A 19,658-nucleotide genomic window follows, 5' to 3' on the forward strand; every position below is an offset into this window, starting at 1 on the left:
TAAAGATCATGTAAATAAACATGACAATTAATCGCTAGAATGGAATTCAAGGCAGGATTGATAGCCTCCAACTCTAAAACAAAGAAGCTAAGAAGGGGGAGATGCGAATTGGACTACATGAATTCAACAGACTACTGGCTGCTTAATGTTCAGATTGAACGCCGCTATGTCTATGACGGGGATGCTGTACGGGGTACGGAAACAGAACTTAGTCATGTACAGATTAGAGAAGGGGTGATTGTGCAAGTCATTGCGGCTGACAGGATGAATTCGGTCAACATGGACGGAGAACAGATTCTGGCGGAGCCTGCGTATGATGGCAGAGGAATGCTGATGTTACCTTCATTTACCGAGAAGCATGTTCATCTGGACAAAACGTTGCTGGGTGAACCGTGGCAAGCGGTTATACCCGCCAGCGGGGTGGCGGGCAGATGTGAAATCGAAAAAAGGCTTCTTCCGCAGCTTGTCACACCGCCGTTGCAAAGGGCTGAACTTCTGCTTCAACGTCTGATCGAATCAGGTTCTACTCATATACGGACCCATATCGATGTGTATCCTGAAGCAGGAACGAAACAACTGGAACCCGTATTGAACTTGTTCCATTCTTATCGTCATCAGATTACACATGAGGTTGTGGCGTTCCCTCAGCATGGTTTATTGCGTTCAGGCAGCAAGGCATTGGTTCGTGAGGCGCTTCAGCAAGGGGCTCATCTGGTTGGCGGGGTTGATCCTGCAACAATGGACACAGATCTGGAAGCGAGTTTGCAGCTGATGGTGGAGCTTGCAGTTGAAGCGGGTGCAGGTATTGACGTGCATCTCCATGATCCGGATTATTTGGGCACCTATACAATGAAGAGATTGGCAAGATTAACTGTGGAGGCAGGACTGCAGGGTAACGTATCGATCAGTCATGCATTTGCACTTGGTGAAGTCAGTGAGGCAGAAGCGCGATCTACAGCAGATCTGTTGGCAGAGGCGGGAATAACCATCATAACCAGTGCGCCTCATGGTCGAACACTGCCACCTTTGCCTCTGCTGTGGGAGCATGGAGTGAATGTGGAAGCAGGGTGTGACAACATTTATGATACGTGGCAACCCTTCGGAAACGGGGACATTCTGGAACGAGCTTCAAGACTCGCAGAACGGTTTGCCTGGATTGATGAACGTTCGTTAGCCCGGTCGCTGAGACTGATCACGGGAGGCAGAGAAACACTGGATGCTCAAGGTGAACGGGTGTGGCCAGTTCCGGGCGATTCGGCAGATTGGGTATTGGTCGATGCAAGCTGTGCAGCGGAAGCTGTAGCCCGCAGAGCACCAAGAAAAGCAGTTTTCTCCAAAGGACATCTCATCTGGGATGATCAGACGGGACACCGAATGGTGCATGAGTGAGCTTGTCTGACAAACCTACGGAAGTTCATTGGATTCGAATCATGTGACGAAGAAGGGGATGAGGGGCATTATACAGCATCAGCATACACCGTATTGGTTACGTAATGTGCGTTTGGAACAAGGGTATTGTTATGAGAATGATCATATAACCGGGACCATAAGTGAACTGTTTGATCTATGGATCGAGCATGGAAAAATCATGCGAATCGTTAAAACGGAAAATCGTAATATTTCAGATTCGTTAACAATTACTACAGAATTGATGAATGAAGAAGAAGCGGGGTTGGCCAAGCCATGCTCAGATCGGGATGCGGGAGGGATGCTGCTTTTACCCGGCTTCCGCGAAATGCATATTCACATTGATAAAACATATTACGGTGGACCTTGGATCGCGCCGACGCCGCCTGAAGGAATTTTCAAAAGAATTGCAGAGGAGTGTGAACTATTGCCACGGCAATTGCCGCATGCGCAGGAGAGGGCTGTGAAAGTATTGTCTCTTCTTCAATCCAGCGGGGTTACGCATGTGCAAACCCACTGCAATATTGATCCTCAGATTGGGCTTGCCAACCTTGAAGCAACCGTGTCAGCTGCGGCTCAATTTAGCGAGAGTCTCACGTGTGAGATCGTGGCGTTTCCACAACATGGTCTTCTACGAAGTGGCGTCGTTGCAGAAATGAAAGAGGCACTACGACGCGGTGCGCGCTGGGTAGGCGGGGTGGACCCGGCAACGGTGGATAATGATATTGAAAAATCACTCTTTACCATCATGGACTTGGCGGTGGAGGCCAATGCAGGAGTGGATATTCACATTCATGATCCGGGTCATTTGGGCACATTTACGATGAATCGTCTTGCGGCGATGACGGAGCAGGCCGGTTGGCAGGGGCGAGTGAATGTGAGCCATGCACTGGGTTTTGCAGACGTTACAGAAGCGATGCAGGTGCAACTGGCCGAACGGTTTGCGGAACTGGATATCTCGATAACGTCGACTGTACCGCTTAGCCGCTGGATGCCCTATTCTCTTCTGAAGAAATACGGAGTTCGAGTTGAATTGGGTGAAGATACCATTACGGATCACTGGGGACCTTTCGGCCGTGGTGACATATTGGAACGAGCCGGACGGTTGGCCGAGCGTGAGCGATGGAGTTCAGAACGGGGATTAGCCGAGACACTGGGATATATTACAGGGGGAATCACCCCGTTAGATGAACAGGGTGATGTTCAATGGCCTCTCATTGGTGATCCAGCGACAGCGGTTCTTGTGCAGGCTTCCTGCTCGGCTGAAGCGATCGCAAGGCGTTCAAGGCGAGGGGCATTCATATATCAGGGGAATCTTGTTAACGTGTAACATTCAGACATATTACATCATTCAATCCAATTCAATTCATAACGGAAGTAGGAGATTTATATGAAAAAAAGAGGGTTTGTCGGAAGCATGCTGGCATTGTCCATGACACTTGTAATTAGTGCCTGTTCATCGGGAGGAACATCTACAGCAGGTGGTGAAGCGGTCTCTCCGGGAGAACGCCAATCGGGAGGTACACTGGTCATAGCGAGACAGAGTGATGCAAATAATCTGGACCCTCAGTACAGTTCCCAGATTAATTCGATGGCGGTATACCATCATAAAATAACAGAAGGACTTGTCTTGATGGACAAGAACAGCAAGTATCAACCATTGCTGGCTACGGAATGGACGCAACGGAATGATATAACATGGGAGTTCAAACTGCGTGAGGGAGTGTCTTTCCATGATGGGACACCTTTTAATGCAGAGGCTGTGCAAAAAACGTTTGAACGTATTCCGACTACACCCAAAGCAGGCATGTTCTCCATGATCAAGGAAGTGAAGGCGGTGGACGAGCATACGATTCAGTTTATCCTGAATTATCCTTACGCTCCAATCATGTCGTTGCTTGCCAGTGCGGAAGGAAATATACTTAGCCCGGCTTCCATAGAATCTGCTGGAACAGATATGGTGAAGGAGCCTAGCGGAACAGGACCGTTTGTATTTGAATCATGGACGCCAGGAGACAAAATTGTACTTGCTAAAAATGATAATTATTGGGGTGACAAACCAAACATCGATAAAGTGGAATTTAAAACCGTCCCGGAAGATACGACTCGCTTAGCGATGGTTGAGACAGGAGAGGCTCAGGTAGCCGAACAGGTTCCCTCCACGGAGATTGCACGGATTGAAGCATCTTCAACCATGAAACTGGGGCGTTACGAGGCTTTTTCTACGGACCATATAGGGTTTAATACAAGCAAAGAGCCATTTAACAATCCGTTGGTTCGTCAGGCTGTAGCGTACGCGGTGGACAAGGAATCTATCGTCAGCGGCGTGTACAACAATATTGGCAAGGTAACGGACTCCACACTCGGAACCACGATGATCGGATACAGTTCCAATGTGAAGGGATACAGTTATGATCTGAACAAGGCTAAGTCCTTGCTTGCTGAGGCTGGGTATCCGGAGGGGTTCTCGGCCACGCTATATACCAGTGATAACAAAACAAGAGTGAACGTAGCAGAGGTGTTACAGTCTCAGTTGAAAGGTATCGGAATTAATCTTGAGGTGAAAGTACTGGAGTTTGGAGCTTACATTGATGCAGCGGCCAAAGGGGAAACCGAAATGTTCCTGAGTGGATGGGGTAATGCAACAGGCGATGCGGATTATAATCAGTTTAACCTGTTTCATAGCACCTCCAAAGGAGTCCCTGGTAATCATTCCTTCTATAATAATCCGGAAGTGGATCAGTTCATTGAAGATGCCCGGAAAGAAACGGACCCGGATAAACGCACTGCCATTTATGAAAAAGCCATTCAACTTGAGCTGAACGATGTTCCAATTCTACCGTTCCGTAATGGCGAGAATCTGGCAGCCCTCTCCAAAGATGTGGATGGGGTATGGATTAGTCCATCCGGTTTTGTTGAGATCAATAGCGCAAGCTTTCTGAAATAACGAACGGAGGAGTGGTCAACATGATCCGCCAACTCATTCAAAATTGCCGGATTCCCGGGAGTCATGGACTTCATAATATCGTATTGCATGGTACAACCATTGAGCAGATCCTGCCGTCTTCGGACGGTGGGGGTTCATCCATAAGTGACATGACAGGTATGATCCATGGAGAACTTGAAGAAAATCATGGGCAGTATGGATTTATATTTGATGCTAAGGGTGGTCTCGTACTGCCGGGATTAATTGAACCCCACATCCATCTGGAAAAGGCGCTTTTGCTTGATCGCATGCCTGGTGATGCTGCCTCATTGCAGGAAGCGATCTCGATGACAGCTGCGCTTAAGGCAGGGTTCACGGAGCACGATATGATCCAAAGATCCATAGAAGTCATCCGAAAACTTTCCCGTTACGGCGTAACCAGACTCCGTTGTCATGTTGAAGTGGACCCGATGCTGGGACTAAGGGCTATGAACAGTGCTTTGACTGTGAAAGAAAAAATGGAGCATATGATGGAGATCCAGATTGTGGTCTTTCCGCAAGAAGGGATTATTAGTGCCCCAGGTACCGCAGATCTTATGGAAGAGGCAGTAAGGATGGGAGCCGACGTAATTGGTGGAATTACTTATGTTGATCCCATACTGGATGATCATCTGAATTTTGCGTTTGAACTGGCTGCGCGGTACAATCGCCCCCTTGATTTTCATGCTGATTTCTCACTAAATCCTGATGATGAAGCTATACTTCACATAGCGAATAAGACCTTGGCTTATGGTTTCCAGGGCAGAGTTTCGGCTGGTCATGTAACTTCGCTTGCGGCTATGCCACGGGAAAAGGTGAAGTTATGTGCTAGAAAGATTGCAGAGGCAGATCTCCATCTCATGACCCTTCCTGCAACAGATCTGTACCTGAATGGTCGAGCGGATAACGATAACACCCGCAGAGGCATAACGCCGGTTGGTTTGTTGCGGGAGGAGGGGGTGAACGTAATTTACGGCACCAACAATATTCAAAATGCCTTTACACCTTTTGGTAATGGCAATCCGTTTGATATCGCTTGGTTGCTTGCCCATGCGGCCTACATGGGGAGTGAAGAGGATGCCGATACTTTGGTGGAGATGGCAACACTTGGTGCAGCACGGGCGCTCGGAATAGACAATTACGGTCTTCGAGCTGGAGCACAGGCCGATCTGGTCATATTTCCAGTGCAGTCAAGGCGTGAACTGATTATTGAACGACCGCGACCTGTTGGAGTATGGAAGGAAGGTCGCCTTCTGACTACAAGAGTGGAGGATGGAGAATGTTATGAAATTAGTTATCGATAATGTACTTTTGCCTACGGGAACACACACGTTGGTTATTGAAGAGGGGAAGATTACACAGGTTATAGCAGAATCCACTGATCAGGATCAAATCATACATGCTCGCCAGAGCGATGCCGATTCATGGAACGCTGCCGGGCTTGTGTACCTTCCGGCACTTGCAGACATGCATTGCCATCTGGATAAACATCATACCGGTGAACGCTGGATTCCCCTGAAGCCGTTCCAGACATTGGAGTCCCATCTTGCTTATGAAAAAAAACTGCTAAGTGAATTGACTCAAACGGTGGGAGAACGGGCGAAAGTTCTTGCGGAACAAATGATAGATTACGGTACAACGCGCATTCGTACACATGTTGATGTGGATCCTGAGGTGGGTCTCCGAAATCTGGAGGCCATACTGCGAGTACGAGATGAGCTTTGTGATTACATGGACATTGAGATTGTGGCATTTCCTCAGCAAGGGCTCATTCGTTCATCTTCTGAACAGATCGTGAAGGAGGCGCTGGCACTGGGGGCCGATCTGGTTGGTGGTGTCGACCCGGCAGGTCTGGATGGGGATATGGAACGCAGTTTACAGATGATGTTTGATATCGCTACAACTGCAGATAAGGGGATCGATCTTCATCTTCATGATGGAGGTGAAACCGGTTTAGCCACCTTACGGCGATTTGCTGAACTGACAATGGAGGCAGGACTTCAGCATCGAACAGCGGTTAGCCATGCCTATTGCTTGGGGGAGCAAACGGAATCCGGCGTACAGCCTACCCTTGATGTGTTAAAACAAGCCGGAGTAACACTTGTATCTAGTGTACCTATAGATCGTCCAATGCCGCGAGGAAGCCAGGTTCTCGATACAGGTGTTAACTTTATGCTTGGTTCCGATAACATCCGTGATGCCTGGTCACCATTTGGCAACGGCGATATGTTGCAGCGAGCTTCCCGAATGGCTGAACGTGAAAATTGGGTCAGTGATGACAGGTTGTTAGGCACCTATTCGTGGGTGAGTAATGGCAAGTTAACCCCAAGCGTTGGTGATCCGGCTGACTTCATGTTAGTACGGGCATTGAACGCCCAACACGCTCTAGCTTCTGTACCTGCGCGCACGGCGGTATTCAAAAAGGGCAAACGTATACGTTAAGATAGAAAATACGTTTTACATTCCGAACACAAATGTCGAAGCAAATGTCCTTGACTGCCTCATTGCAACATACCATTAACTAAAGGGCAATTCGAAAGGTTGAGTTGCCTTTGAAGCATAGCCATGTAATGGCAGATGGGAGCGCTGTAATGACGAAACGGGTAGTTCTGTTGGAAGAAGGTACGGCAGAGATGAAAGGGCTGATGGGTAGTAAAGGGGCTGGACTTGCAGTGTTGCTTCAGGCAGGTTGGCCCGTTCCGGCCGGGTTCATTGTAACAAGGGAAGGCTGTCGCGCGTTCTGTACCCGTCTTGGACATCTTTCCACAGAAGAAGTTCAAGAGATTGGCAGCGCAGTTCGGCACTTGGAAGGGCAAACAGGAAAATTCTTCGGCGATGCTTTAGCACCGTTGCTACTTGCCGTGAGGTCAAGTGAAGCGAGTTCCCATGATATGGAATCCCTTGCTTTGCTTCATGTGGGATTGAATGATGTGACGGTTGAAGGGTTCGCCAGGCAGACCAATGATCGACAGTATGCGCTTAATTGTTATCGAATTTTATTGCAGGATTATGGTCAGCTAGTACATGGCATCTCGTATTCCCTATTTGAAGAGAAATTGGGTGACTTCTCGATCCTCGATGAAGCGAAGCTGGAATTCGCCATTGCAGAATATAAGCAATTAATAGAAGATATAGGGTTTCATCCATTCCCTCAAGATGTTCAATTACAATTAAAAGAAGCGATTCGTGCGGTTTCTCATACACAACGTGCACCACGACTTAACTCCCAGCAAGAACTTCTTCTCCAATCTACTCGACACTCAGGGGATCATCAAGGAGCTCCGGCTCTTATTCAGGTGATGGTTAATGGTGAGCAAGGTGAACGTAGCGGCAGCGGCACGGTATATTCCCGTCATCCGGGTACGGGCGAAAGAGGCATGACAGGCGAGTACTCTGCATCTGCTTTTTCCCAATCTCAGGATGAAGGACTGGATCAGTTGCGGAGAGAAGAACCTGGATTATATGGTCTTCTGTTGGATGCTTGCAGTTATCTGGAGCGCTATCTGGGGAAAGTTCAAAAAATCCAATTCATTATCGATTCAGGGGAGCTGTATCTTCTGCATGTCAGTCCAGCGTGCTTGAGTGCTAAGGCCGCCTTGCAGAGTACTATTGATTTTGTGCATGAAGGGGTAATCACCAAAGCGGATGCGCTGTTACGTATCGAGCCGTGGCATGTGACGGAGATGTTGAAAGGGTTCTCAAGTGGTACACCGGAACTACAGCTTCTGCTCGAATGGTCTGATGAAATAAAGGAACTGACGATACTGTCCAATATAGATCATCCACAGGATGCCATGACAGCACGGCTACAAGGGGCCGAGGGAATAGGTCTATGCCGGACGGAGAACATGCTGTTATCACCTGCGCGGTTACCATTTGTACAAAAAATGATCCTGGCAGACAGTGAGTCCGAACGCAGGCGTGGGTTGGAGCGTCTGTTGCCAATGCAGCAGTCTGATTTTGAACAAATATTCGAAGCGATGGATGGATACCCGGTAACGATACGTTTGCTCGATTCGCCGTTGCATGAACTGTTACCGGATCTGGGAGTGTTGGAGAAACGACGTGAGTGGTTACAAGCAGAGGAGTGGCAGGAGCAAAAAGACCATCAGAATGAACTGGAGGAACTGGAGCGTGTCATTCGCAGAGTCTGTGAATTGCATGAACATAATCCGACATTGGGGCAACAGGCTTGTCGGCTGAGTACGGTGTTCCCGGAGATCGTTGATATGCAGCTGGAAGCGATATTCCGCGCAGCGGTGAAAGGCATCCGGCAAGGCTGGTGGGTACGTCCCGAGATTATGATCCCGCAGATCGGTCATGTGCATGAACTTCAGGTGATGAGAGATCTGGTGGATCATGTGGCGGACCAAGTGCTTGGTGAGGAGAAGCGGCATTGTCTCTATAGAGTGGGGGCGATGATCGAAGCTCCGAGAACGGCGCTGACGGCGACTCACATTGCTCGCCAGGCTGACTTTTTCTCGTTTGGCACGGATGAGCTGACAGAGATGACATTTGGATATAGTCGCCATGAAGCTGAGAAGCGGCTCCTTCTCCTTCAACGTGATACGGACTCTCGTACGGTAACGAATAATCCATTTCATGTGTTGGACATTGAGGGAGTCGGACAACTGATTGAGATGGCGGTAGTCCAAGGTCGAATTCGAAAACCTCATCTGAAGACAGGGATCTGTGGGGAAAATGTTGTGGACCTGGAGTCGATTACGTTCTGCCACCGCATTGGACTGGATTACGTAAGCTGTTTGCCTGAACAGATCCCTTATGCACGAATTGCTGCTGCACAAGCAGCCATTAAGGCACAGAGAGAGGGAGCAGACACGCAGAACACGGATATTTCTACAATTGCGTAACGCTCACCCTGTCCTACACGGAACTTCCATGGAATAGCAACCAGAAAACTGTTATACTGAAATATGCGTTTTGTAAAATGAACGTAAAATTTCAGGGTAAGGGTTGAAAGCGACCATGTATAATTCCAAAAATGAACGAACTTCATCACGGACCTTATTCGCCGTGTTATTCATTCTTATGCTGCTGAAGCTGTCACTGCTACGGTATTTCTTTTTCCAGGGTCTGTCCGGCATCGGTCTGTTAACTGACGCATTAGGCGCACTAACCGTGGTATGCCTGCTGGATCTGATCGTGCCCAAAGGCTGGAAGCGAGCAGTATACGGAGGATTCAATATTCTGTTTTCTCTGGTGTTGTTCGCGGCTACGCTGTATAACGTTCATTTCAGTTCGGTACCCACATATACCGCGCTAAGTGAGTTGGGGCAAGTTGCCCAAGTACGGGGAAGTATCGGACCACTGGTACGACCGGAGCACTTTCTGTTTTTTGCAGACATCGTACTGGCATTGCCAATATGGTTGATTATGCGCAAACGTGCTGGCGGGCGTAACCGCAGCAGTTACCGCGATAGCGGTTTGACTTTTGGCAGAATTCGTAGACGTTACTGGGGCAAGCTCGGCGTTGCGCTTACGGCTGCATTCTGCATCGTGCTGTCTGGCAGTTTTATTGTCAAAGGTGAAACGATTGATAACGAGTTGGTGCGAGCCGAGAATCTCGGTTTCCTGAACTACCAGGTATCGTCTGCCATTCTGACGAGCAAAGAAAATGAGGCCATTGCGAATGGCAACATTAACGAAACGATTGCCAAGATCAATGAGCTGGTTAGCCAGTATCCGTATCAGGATAAACCAAGTGACGGTACAGCCGTGAAAGCCAAATATTTTGGTCAGGCCAAAGGCAGCAATCTGATCGTACTGCAACTGGAGTCCTTTCAGAATTTTCCGATTAATGCTTCATTAGACGGTCAGGAGTTAACACCGGTACTGAATGATCTGGCCAAAGAAAGCTATTATTTCTCTCATTTTTTCCAACAGATCGGACAGGGAAACACATCAGATGCGGAGTTCATGTCGAACACGTCTATCTATCCAACCGGAGTTGTGCCCATGTCAGCAGGGTATAGTGACCGCGAACTTCCAAGTCTTCCTAAGTTATTAGGAAAAGAGGGATATGAGTCCGAGACGTACCACGTCAATGACGTCACCTTCTGGAACCGGAACAAGATGTATCCGGCACTCGGATTCACTCGTTACTTCGACAAGCCCAGCTTCGAGAATGACAGATTCAATGACTTTGGACCATCGGATGAAGAGTTGTACCGTGTAGGTGTGGAAAAAATGACTGCGCATCAGGCTGCGACTCAGCCGTTCTATGCTCAGTTCATTACGGCATCGAGCCACTCGCCGTTTACGGTTCCCGCTGATCGTGCACGCATCACGATTCCTGCGACTATTACGAACAAACTGCTTCACGATTATCTGCAAGCGATCAATTATACGGACTATGCCATCGGTCAACTCATTAATGAGTTGAAGGCGAACGGATTATGGGATAACACAACGTTAGTGCTCTACGGAGACCACTTTGGTCTGCCTGCTGACGAAGAGATTACACAGCAGATTCAGGCCAATCTGGGCGTCCCTTATGACGGTAAAGTAAGTCGATTCAACATCCCGTTCATGATCCACACGCCGAAACAGACCAAAGGACAATTGATCGAGCAGCCTGGCGGTCAGCTGGATATGCTGCCAACGATCATGAATCTGATGGGAGTTTCGCTCCAGGATGAGAAATTCACTGCCTTCGGACATGATCTGCTCAACATGGACCACAATGCCTTTGGTATCCGGTATTACTTGCCGACGGGTTCATTTGTCAACGATGACATTATGTTTATCCCGGGTGCGGGCTTTGACGATGGAACAGCCTATTCGCTGAAGACATACGAGACGGTAACGGATTTGGAACCGTATCGTGCCGATTATGAACATGTGCTCAGCCTGATGAAACTGTCTGACGAGTATGTGAAGTTGTTACCAAAACGTGCACCATAAATCAATTTTCTGCAATAGGTCAGTCAAAAACGTCACCAGTTCAAAAGCTGGTGGCGTTTTTTTGCATGTTTCTTGCACAAGTGTGGTAATAAAGAGAATAACTAAAGTTTGAAACTGTAATAATTAATGTTACAATGGAATGAGCAAGAATGAAGTGAGCAAAAGCGCGTAATATTCGCAGATCTCATATTCACAGTACTTATGAACCTAACAGACGAGAGGATTGAATATATATGAAACTGAGTGTACTCGAACATGGACATATCAATGAAGGACGAAGTGTACAGGATACGTTGCAGGAAACGGTGAAACTCGCACAACATGCAGATCAATTGGGGTACTCCCGGTTCTGGATGTCGGAGCATCACGGTAGTGGTGCGCTGTCATTCTCCAGTCCTGAAGTTATGATTGCACATGTGGCTGCACATACGGATCGAATTCGCGTAGGTTCCGGTGGCGTTATGCTTCCTCATTATAGTGCCTATAAGGTTGCAGAGAATTTCCGCCTGCTGGAAGCTTTGCATCCGGGGCGGATTGACCTGGGGATTGGCAGAGCACCAGGTGGCATGCCGATTGCCAGCAGAGCTCTGAATGAGGGGAAATCATCGAATGTACAATTCTTTCCGCAACAGATCGCGGATCTGGGCGGATACTTCCACGAGCAGTTGCCCGAGGATCATCGGTTTGCATCTCTGGTAGCCGGACCATCGGTTCCCACGGTACCAGAAGTGTGGTTGCTGGGTTCCAGCTCCGAAGGTGCGAGAATTGCTGCAGCGCAAGGGACATCGTATGCGTTTGCCCAATTCTTCGGAACACCAGGCGGCGAAGAAGCGATGAAACATTACCGCAGACATTTCAAGCCGTCCATCCTGAATGACAAACCACATTCAATGATTTCTGTCTCGGCATTCTGCGCGGAGACAGAGGAAGAAGCCGCTGAACTTGCGCGCAGCAATGAACTTTTCTTCTTACGCCTTGGACGAGGTCTTGAACAAAGTTCATTCCCATCTCTGGAGACGGTGAACAACTATCCATACACAGCTATGGAGATGGAACAGATTCGTCAACGTCGTTCTTTTTCCATCGTGGGAACACCGGATCAGGTGAAAGATAAAATTACCGCAATGGCTGAACGCCATGAAGCAGATGAAGTCATTATCGCATCAGCGGTCCATTCGTTTGAAGCACGTCTGCGCTCATTCGGCTTGATTGCAGAAGCCTTTGGACTCAAGCAGGACTAATGGTAAGCAAGCGGGAATAACTACTCTGAACAGACTGGAATCTTGCTCATGCAAGGTTCCGGTTATACTCTTGCGTGATCAGGGAGAGGAGAGATTCACATGCGCAGATGTGTCATTAGTGATATTCATGGCTGTTACGATGAATTTAATGCACTGCTTAAGCTTGCAGATTATAATCCGCAGCAGGATGAATTGATTTTACTCGGTGATTATGTGGATCGAGGTCCAAGCAGCAAACAGGTGATCGAACAGATTATGCAGCTTCAGCAACAGCACGATATTATGGTGATCAAAGGCAATCACGATGCCATGATGGTCAAGGCGTTAACCCAGGATGTTGAGCAATATGATCAACACTGGATTCGTAATGGCGGATTACAGACGATGGCAAGTTATCTGGATCTGGAGCTTACTTATGATGAGCAACAGATAGATTGGGAAGCTTATGCTGAAGCCAAAAAGTGGATACGTACACACTATGAACACCATCTTCGTTTTCTGGAACAGCTTCCGCTGGTGTACGAGATTCCGGGTTATATTTTTGTGCATGCCGGGATCAACCCGGATATCGAGGATTGGAGAAGCCAGTCCGAGCGGGACTTCATCTGGATTCGTGAATCATTCTATTCCAAACCAACGACGATTAGAGAGACGGTCGTATTTGGACACACCCCCGTGAAGCATTTGCATGATGAGACAGGCATATGGTTTGACCCGAGCGGAGACAAAATTGGCATTGATGGTGGATGTGCCTACGGAGCACAATTGAACCTGCTGGAGATTAGCGAAGACGGCAGTCTACAGACCTTTTTTGTACGGCAAGGGCAGAGCGCGGAAGAGCCTGAGATTTAATGTTTTCGTTGCGTATCAGAGTTTCGTATGCTAATTTATAAGGTTGTACGATGGAGTAAATAGGATACATACCATATCGACTTGAGGGTAATGAACCAAGCTTGGCTATTTTCCAAAATGACTTGCCTGAGAATGATTTGCAATTAATTCGCTGTAAAGGGATTGGAATTAAGCCTTATTAGCGCTATAATCAGTAGGGTATGATTGAAATATGACATATATTTTCTATATAAGTTCAACAAAATTTTTTACACGAGAACGGAGAGGACAGAAAAAAGCTGGAGAAGCGGAGCGTTCGCCTTTATCACCGGATTTTCCCTTTAAAAGGGAATCAAAAAATCTGGGGATAACAGCGATCGGAAGGTTATTCTGTCATCGGAGTGGCAAGTGTAAACATTCTTTGGTTAAACTTATATAAATCAGAATTGACGGAGGGCTATGAATATGGAAAAAGCGTTAATCTTCGGTCACAAAAATCCCGACACGGATACGATCTGTTCGGCAATCGCCTATGCGGATCTCAAAACAAAATTGGGTCAAGATGTTGAAGCTGTTCGCCTCGGCGAAGTCAATGGTGAAACCCAGTTTGCACTGGATCAATTCAAAATTGCAGCACCACGTCTGATTAAAACAGCTGCAAATGAAGTAAACAAAGTTATTCTGGTTGACCACAACGAGCGTCAGCAAAGTGTAAGCGATATTGAGGAAGTGACTGTTGTTGAAGTTATCGACCATCATCGTATCGCTAACTTTGAGACAAGCGGACCTCTGTATTTCCGTGCAGAGCCTGTAGGTTGTACAGCAACCATTTTGAATAAAATGTACAAAGAAAATGGCATCGAAGTGAGTGCACCGATTGCTGGCCTGATGCTGTCTGCGATTATCTCCGATTCCCTGTTGTTCAAATCCCCGACTTGCACAGAGCAGGACGTAGCCACTGCGCGTGAACTGGCTGCCATTGCTGGTGTAGATGCAGACAGCTATGGTCTGGACATGCTGAAAGCTGGCGCGGATCTGAGCCAAAAAACAATTGCTGAACTAATTTCCCTGGATGCCAAAGAATTCGTAATGGGTCAATCCAAAGTGGAAATTGCACAGGTTAATGCTGTTGACGTGAATGATGTTCTCGTGAAGCAACCTGAGCTTGAAGCAGCTATTGATGCGATCATTTCCAGCAAAGGTCTCGACCTGTTTGTATTTGTCGTAACAGACATTCTGAACAACGATTCCGTAGCTTTGGCATATGGTACATCCACTAAAGCAGTGGAGAAAGCCTACAATGTGACGCTGTCTGATAGCAGAGCTATCTTGAAAGGCGTAGTATCACGCAAATCACAAATTGTACCGGTTCTGACGGAAGCATTCAACACGCTGTAAATCAAACCGATTGGCGTATTTGTACGCTGATAAGTATTACAAATAAGTAGCAACACCATCCTAGCCTGCTCTGATCCGTAAATGGTCAGGACAGGCTTTTGATGTAGAGGAGGAAGAATCATGATCAAAAATGAAAAGATCAAAGCAGCCGAAGTGCAGCTGACCGACCTGAATGGTGAAGATCTGGGTGTGATGTCCACGCAGGAAGCACTTCTACTTGCAAAGCAGCATAAAGTAGATCTAGTATGCTTGTCCTTGATGACAAGTCCACCGCCATGCAAGCTGATTGGAGCTGGAGCGGCCAAAGCAGAAGCGCAGCAGGCGAAGAAAAAAGCCAGTAAATCTCCCGATAAACGTAAAGTCAAGGAAATTCGCTTGAACCTTGCGATGGAAGATCATGACCGGGAGACGAAGCAGTCTCAGGCGGAGCGCATTCTGAAGAAGGGTGATTCGGTAAAACTCGTCATCCAGGTGCATGGAGCCAAAGAAGGAGTTGCAGGCAAGGAGTGGGCTGAGCAACTGAGCAAATCGCTGGCTGAATTCGGTAGCAAAACGACAGGTGTTCAGGTAAGTGGTAAACAGGTTGTTGTGCAACTGGACCCGAATGCGTAAACTGCCAGAAGCGATCCTCGATGTAGCACAAAGGTAAAGCGAATGTCGATATAGTAATGATTTTTTTTTGGATGTAAAAAAGCCCAATGAGGTGGCAGGTTAACTGCTACTGTATTGGGCTTGTTTGTCATCACTTGGATTGAGGTATTGTTCGCAATTTAATGCAAAATCCGTTTCCGTTTCAGTAGTTCAGCTGCGTAAATAACGGCTGCCACCAAGTCGTACATATAACTGTCCGGGTAATACGGGCGTAGAACCAGCGGCAATATTATTCTGGCTGTTTTTGGCGAATCGGGATAAATAAAAGAAGTCCGGATAGATCACCATATCCATTAAGTAGGCGGAGACTCGGCTACCTGGAACGCGGAACTGATTCAGGGTGCGTATAATCTCTTCGCCACTTGCAATACCAATGCCATGACCATAATACAAGTTCTCGCGCAGCATGAACGTATTCTCTCCCTGCCACTCGGGGGTTTCCGGAGAAACATCCGGATTTTTGAAATACAGCACATCTCCTGGCAGGGCGGTTTCGCTACCGTTTTTTTCGGTTAATCGCAGGTCACTGTCATAATGCCAGTCAAAGAGTAACAGATTGCGAAACAGGGAATTAAAGGCGTCTTCGCGAATGCTTCCCAGCACGCCACCATACAGCACAATAACGGTAGCTGTTGCACATTCAAAAGCATATAAGTGTCCATTCCTCCAGATATCCCGGATGCCGTCGGCAGGGGTCACGTTTGATCTTAGCTCAAACCCACCTTCCGCATTACGATTCCAGTAGGCAGGATTACATCTGGATTTTTCAAAGGATGCAAAACTCACACCGCTTCGATCCAGCCCTTCCGCGGCTTCCACGAGAGAGCCCCTCAAGTCCCATTCAAATCGAAGATGATCCATGGATTGGTACACATACCTCGTTGGACGATTCTGGAGTTGCTGTAACCAATACCATTCAAAATCAGACCATTCCGAGCGGTTCAGCTGGACGGGTTGATTAGCAACAATGATCATGATCCATAACCTCCGTTCCTATTCGAATATTCAACATTGTATAATCGGGAGAGCACGGGTATTGTGTAGTATATGTCGATTCATGCAGGGATTTTGCCCGATCTCGTTTATAAATCATGGCATTTGGGGTAGTACTCTATAGATGAAGTTATGTTCAGGTCGATCTATTCATACGGAATACATTCAGATTCTCATAAAGGAGGACATGTAATGTCGAAATCCATTACAGAGAGCCGATCTCTGTTCGAACAATTGTATACGCACGCACCAATCGGCATTGCTGTCGCATCGCATGTAAATGGACGGTGGTTGCAGCTTAATCCTGCATTTTGCGAGATGCTTGCATACAGTGAAGATGAACTGATCGATACTTCGGTCATACATATGATCTACGAAGAAGATCTGCATATGGAGGAATTCCGCAGCAAGTTCTGGGAAATGACTCATGAAACAAGTCCGATGTACGAGACGGAGGTTCGTCTGAAACGAAAGGACGGTTCGTTATTGTGGGCAACCATTAGAGCTTGCATTGTTAGGGATGAAACGAATGGTGAGCCATTGTATCTGTTGGTACAGGCTGCTGACATTACGAAACAAAAAGATGCAGAGGAAATCCTCATTGTGCAACGTAAGCAATTGGAAGAGAGCAGTCGCATCTCTCGCCTGCTGGCGGAGTCTTCACTAGACCTGATTGCAATACATGATGCCGATTCAAGTCGTACATTTAAATATGTATCAAATGCATGTAAAAGCATGTTGGGCTATGAGTTGGAAGAAGTTATAGGTAAGCCGGGAACATTTGTTATCTATCCGGAGGATGTGCCTTTGGTTGAAGCGTACGTAGAAGAGCAGAGAAAGGGTCTGGCTCCCAAACGGCTCAATTATCGCCTGTTACATAAGGATGGATCTACGGTATGGGCAGATACGATTACGCACTATGTATATGACGATTCAGGTGAATTAATGGAGATGGTCGCCGTAACCCGGGATATCACAGCCAGCCAGCAACAACAGTTAAGCATGCAGGAGTACAGATCGTTATTTGACTGTAATCCCCTAGGTGTGGCTTCTCTTGATCTGGAAGGCAATCTGCTGAAAGCCAATATGGGTCAGGAACAGTTGACAGGACACACCAAGGAGGAGCTGCTGAGTCGGCCTTTTGATCACCTCATTGATCCTGTGGATCTGGAGAAGACTCGATATCATTTTGAGGAAACGGTGAAGGGCAATGCACAGAGCTACGAGATAGGTTTAATTCACAAAAATGGGCAGCGGATTGAAACAAATGTGATTAATGTTCCTATTATACTTGAGGACAAAGTTGTTGGGGTCTACGGGATTACAAGTGACATCACAGAGTCCAAACGTTACGTCGAGGAAATCGAGAATCTTAGTTATGAACGGGCATTGATTTTGAATGGCATGTCTGAAGGTGTTATTGGACTGGACCTGGAAGGGAATCTGAACTTTGCCAATCCGGCCGCTGCGGAGATCATGAACTTCTGTCCAAGTGAATTGAATGGCAGACCATTAGAGCAGATGATGATCCAAATGCAGAGCGAAGGCATCCCCTACCCATCCAAGGATACACCAATTCTACAGGCTGTTCGTGAGGGACGAGGTCTGCCACGTACCGAATCCGTATTCTGGAGACAGGATGGGTCCAGTTTCCTGGCGGAGTTCCAATTGAAGCCGATTATGGATCAGGGTAGAACCCGCGGAGCAGTGTTGGTTTTCCGTGATATGACATCTGTTAAGGACATCATACGTGCCAAGGAAGCAGCAGAGCATGCAGACCGGGCAAAGTCCGAGTTTCTCGCCATCATGAGTCATGAGCTTCGTACGCCATTAAACGGCATCATGGGCATGGCCCATCTGTTAATGGAAACCGAGCTGGATGATGAACAGAAAGGTTTTGCGGAAATCATGATTGATAGCGGCGAATCCCTTTTGTACATTTTGAACGAAATTTTAGATTTCAGCAAAATCGAAGCAGGCAAAATGGATCTTGAGCGCGCACCTGTAGATATTAAGGCGATGCTGGGTGGGGTGATCGAGCTGTTTGCACTGAAGGCATCAGAGAAAAATATTGAACTCTATTGTGAAGTGTCGGATCATATTCCTGAACGCATTCGAGGGGATGAGACACGAATCCGGCAGATTTTGATTAATCTGGTGGGTAACGCCGTTAAATTCACAGAGAAGGGCCGTATTATGGTGAGCGTAGGTGCTGATTTTTCAGATGAGCATGGTCAGGATAACCTGATGTTGACCTTTAAGGTGAGAGATACGGGGATTGGCATTCCAATAGAAAAGCAGCATCAGTTGTTCCAATCCTTCTCACAGCTTGATCCGGCCATCAATCGTAAGTTTGGCGGGACAGGTCTAGGCCTTGCGATCAGCAAAAAACTGGTAGAATTAATGGGCGGCGCGATTGGCGTACAGAGTGAGATCGGTGAGGGGGCAGAATTCCAGTTCACCCTCGTAGTGGAGCGGTGGTTAGAGGAGAGTAATGACCCAATCGAAATCACCACGAATGATGAACTGCAATTGGATCGAGCGAATCTAGCCCATGACATCAAAATTTTGATTGCTGAGGATCAAGCGGTCAACAGTCATCTGTTGGAGGAGATGCTGCGAAAGTTTGGCGGAGTATGTGATATCGTTGAGAATGGTGCACAGGCCGTTGATTCATTGAACAAGGTTCAATATGACCTGGTGTTTATGGATATTCAAATGCCAGTTATGGATGGGATTGAAGCGACCTGCCACATCAGACAGAGCCACCCAGACATACCGGTTATTGCAGCGATTACAGCTTTTGCAGGCGCCGGTGACCGTGAGGAGTGTCTGAAATGCGGGATGCAGGATTTTATCAGCAAACCGTTTCATTCCACGGAGATTAGCCGCGTACTGAATACATGGGTTCCATATATTCGCTCTCAAAGGGTGACGTAACAGAAAAATAACCTGTACCTTGAATTCAAGGTACAGGTTATTCTGTCATTTACGACCAGCCTCCGATTAAACCGGAGAGGGTTACGCATTCGTCATCTTCCAAATCTGCAATCAGAGTGAGTTCTTCGTTGTCTTGTGGATCAACGGAGAATAATTCACGGCGTCCGTCCTCATGCACAATAATGACTAACTGATGGCCGCCCTTTGTATCAAACTGGTACTTAACTCCGATACCAGGTAGTGGGCATTCGCGGATATTCATGAAACCTGTCACCTCTTTAGCTTTGCTTAATAAAAAATTAACCGTT

At 47.4% G+C, this 19,658-nt stretch carries 14 protein-coding genes; 12 read left to right on the plus strand and 2 right to left on the minus strand.

Features of this window, described 5'->3' with window-relative positions; all coding sequences use genetic code 11:
• The first annotated feature begins 117 nt into the window (after positions 1–117).
• From V6668_RS12885 to infC, 11 genes are all read left to right on the plus strand, one after another.
• Positions 118–1,389 carry an amidohydrolase gene (locus V6668_RS12885; protein ID WP_036671053.1) on the plus strand — a complete coding sequence of 424 codons (1,272 nt, stop codon included), beginning with the start codon at positions 118–120 and terminating at the stop codon, positions 1,387–1,389.
• Between the two features lie 58 nt (positions 1,390–1,447).
• Complete coding sequence (locus V6668_RS12890; protein WP_036670600.1) at positions 1,448–2,737, plus strand: amidohydrolase; 1,290 nt, start codon at positions 1,448–1,450, stop codon at positions 2,735–2,737.
• A gap of 60 nt (positions 2,738–2,797) precedes the next feature.
• Complete coding sequence (locus V6668_RS12895; RefSeq protein WP_036670601.1) at positions 2,798–4,354, plus strand: glutathione ABC transporter substrate-binding protein; 1,557 nt, start codon at positions 2,798–2,800, stop codon at positions 4,352–4,354.
• Between the two features lie 20 nt (positions 4,355–4,374).
• The gene (locus V6668_RS12900; RefSeq protein ID WP_036670603.1) at positions 4,375–5,676 is read left to right on the plus strand and encodes an amidohydrolase family protein; all 1,302 of its coding nucleotides are present in this window, start codon (positions 4,375–4,377) and stop codon (positions 5,674–5,676) included.
• On the plus strand, positions 5,657–6,814 hold the full coding sequence (locus V6668_RS12905) for an amidohydrolase family protein (protein WP_051449710.1): 1,158 nt from the start codon (positions 5,657–5,659) through the stop codon (positions 6,812–6,814). Before V6668_RS12900 ends, V6668_RS12905 begins: the two co-directional genes overlap by 20 nt.
• Before the next feature lie 149 nt (positions 6,815–6,963).
• Positions 6,964–9,243 (plus strand): putative PEP-binding protein, encoded by a 2,280-nt coding sequence (locus V6668_RS12910; protein WP_051449711.1) that lies wholly within the window; start codon positions 6,964–6,966, stop codon positions 9,241–9,243.
• A 115-nt stretch (positions 9,244–9,358) separates the two neighbouring features.
• Positions 9,359–11,296 (plus strand): LTA synthase family protein, encoded by a 1,938-nt coding sequence (locus tag V6668_RS12915; protein WP_338708612.1) that lies wholly within the window; start codon positions 9,359–9,361, stop codon positions 11,294–11,296.
• Between the two features lie 233 nt (positions 11,297–11,529).
• Positions 11,530–12,537: an LLM class flavin-dependent oxidoreductase gene (locus tag V6668_RS12920; protein WP_338708613.1), complete on the plus strand. Its 1,008-nt coding sequence runs from the start codon at positions 11,530–11,532 to the stop codon at positions 12,535–12,537.
• A gap of 99 nt (positions 12,538–12,636) precedes the next feature.
• A complete protein-coding gene (locus tag V6668_RS12925; RefSeq protein WP_338708614.1) occupies positions 12,637–13,389 on the plus strand; it encodes a metallophosphoesterase family protein in 753 nt (250 codons plus the stop codon).
• Between the two features lie 444 nt (positions 13,390–13,833).
• Positions 13,834–14,766 (plus strand): manganese-dependent inorganic pyrophosphatase, encoded by a 933-nt coding sequence (locus tag V6668_RS12930; protein WP_338708615.1) that lies wholly within the window; start codon positions 13,834–13,836, stop codon positions 14,764–14,766.
• Positions 14,767–14,886: 120 nt separating this feature from the next.
• A complete protein-coding gene (gene infC / locus V6668_RS12935; RefSeq protein WP_338708616.1) occupies positions 14,887–15,378 on the plus strand; it encodes a translation initiation factor IF-3 in 492 nt (163 codons plus the stop codon).
• Positions 15,379–15,567: 189 nt separating this feature from the next.
• Here the strand turns inward: infC and V6668_RS12940 are convergent, their stop codons facing one another.
• Positions 15,568–16,392: a protein-glutamine gamma-glutamyltransferase gene (locus tag V6668_RS12940; protein WP_076327827.1), complete on the minus strand. Its 825-nt coding sequence runs from the start codon at positions 16,390–16,392 to the stop codon at positions 15,568–15,570.
• Between the two features lie 210 nt (positions 16,393–16,602).
• Between V6668_RS12940 and V6668_RS12945 the strand changes: the two genes are divergently transcribed.
• The gene (locus V6668_RS12945; protein WP_338708617.1) at positions 16,603–19,350 is read left to right on the plus strand and encodes a PAS domain S-box protein; all 2,748 of its coding nucleotides are present in this window, start codon (positions 16,603–16,605) and stop codon (positions 19,348–19,350) included.
• Positions 19,351–19,399: 49 nt separating this feature from the next.
• Here the strand turns inward: V6668_RS12945 and V6668_RS12950 are convergent, their stop codons facing one another.
• Positions 19,400–19,612: a hypothetical protein gene (locus V6668_RS12950; protein WP_017688899.1), complete on the minus strand. Its 213-nt coding sequence runs from the start codon at positions 19,610–19,612 to the stop codon at positions 19,400–19,402.
• Between the last annotated feature and the right edge of the window lie 46 nt (positions 19,613–19,658).

It is taken from the genome of Paenibacillus amylolyticus (genome assembly GCF_036894225.1).
GTDB classification, from domain to species: domain Bacteria; phylum Bacillota; class Bacilli; order Paenibacillales; family Paenibacillaceae; genus Paenibacillus; species Paenibacillus amylolyticus.

What these genes read in the sequence shown, in the direction of transcription:
- V6668_RS12885 (WP_036671053.1), top strand. Translation starts at nt 118, where the DNA reads ATGAATTCAACAGACTACTGGCTGCTTAATGTTCAGATTGAACGCCGC.
- V6668_RS12890 (WP_036670600.1), top strand. Translation starts at nt 1,448, where the DNA reads ATGAGGGGCATTATACAGCATCAGCATACACCGTATTGGTTACGTAAT.
- V6668_RS12895 (WP_036670601.1), top strand. Translation starts at nt 2,798, where the DNA reads ATGAAAAAAAGAGGGTTTGTCGGAAGCATGCTGGCATTGTCCATGACA.
- V6668_RS12900 (WP_036670603.1), top strand. Translation starts at nt 4,375, where the DNA reads ATGATCCGCCAACTCATTCAAAATTGCCGGATTCCCGGGAGTCATGGA.
- V6668_RS12905 (WP_051449710.1), top strand. Translation starts at nt 5,657, where the DNA reads ATGAAATTAGTTATCGATAATGTACTTTTGCCTACGGGAACACACACG.
- V6668_RS12910 (WP_051449711.1), top strand. Translation starts at nt 6,964, where the DNA reads ATGACGAAACGGGTAGTTCTGTTGGAAGAAGGTACGGCAGAGATGAAA.
- V6668_RS12915 (WP_338708612.1), top strand. Translation starts at nt 9,359, where the DNA reads ATGTATAATTCCAAAAATGAACGAACTTCATCACGGACCTTATTCGCC.
- V6668_RS12920 (WP_338708613.1), top strand. Translation starts at nt 11,530, where the DNA reads ATGAAACTGAGTGTACTCGAACATGGACATATCAATGAAGGACGAAGT.
- V6668_RS12925 (WP_338708614.1), top strand. Translation starts at nt 12,637, where the DNA reads ATGCGCAGATGTGTCATTAGTGATATTCATGGCTGTTACGATGAATTT.
- V6668_RS12930 (WP_338708615.1), top strand. Translation starts at nt 13,834, where the DNA reads ATGGAAAAAGCGTTAATCTTCGGTCACAAAAATCCCGACACGGATACG.
- infC (WP_338708616.1), top strand. Translation starts at nt 14,887, where the DNA reads ATGATCAAAAATGAAAAGATCAAAGCAGCCGAAGTGCAGCTGACCGAC.
- V6668_RS12940 (WP_076327827.1), bottom strand. Translation starts at nt 16,392, where the DNA reads ATGATCATTGTTGCTAATCAACCCGTCCAGCTGAACCGCTCGGAATGG.
- V6668_RS12945 (WP_338708617.1), top strand. Translation starts at nt 16,603, where the DNA reads ATGTCGAAATCCATTACAGAGAGCCGATCTCTGTTCGAACAATTGTAT.
- V6668_RS12950 (WP_017688899.1), bottom strand. Translation starts at nt 19,612, where the DNA reads ATGAATATCCGCGAATGCCCACTACCTGGTATCGGAGTTAAGTACCAG.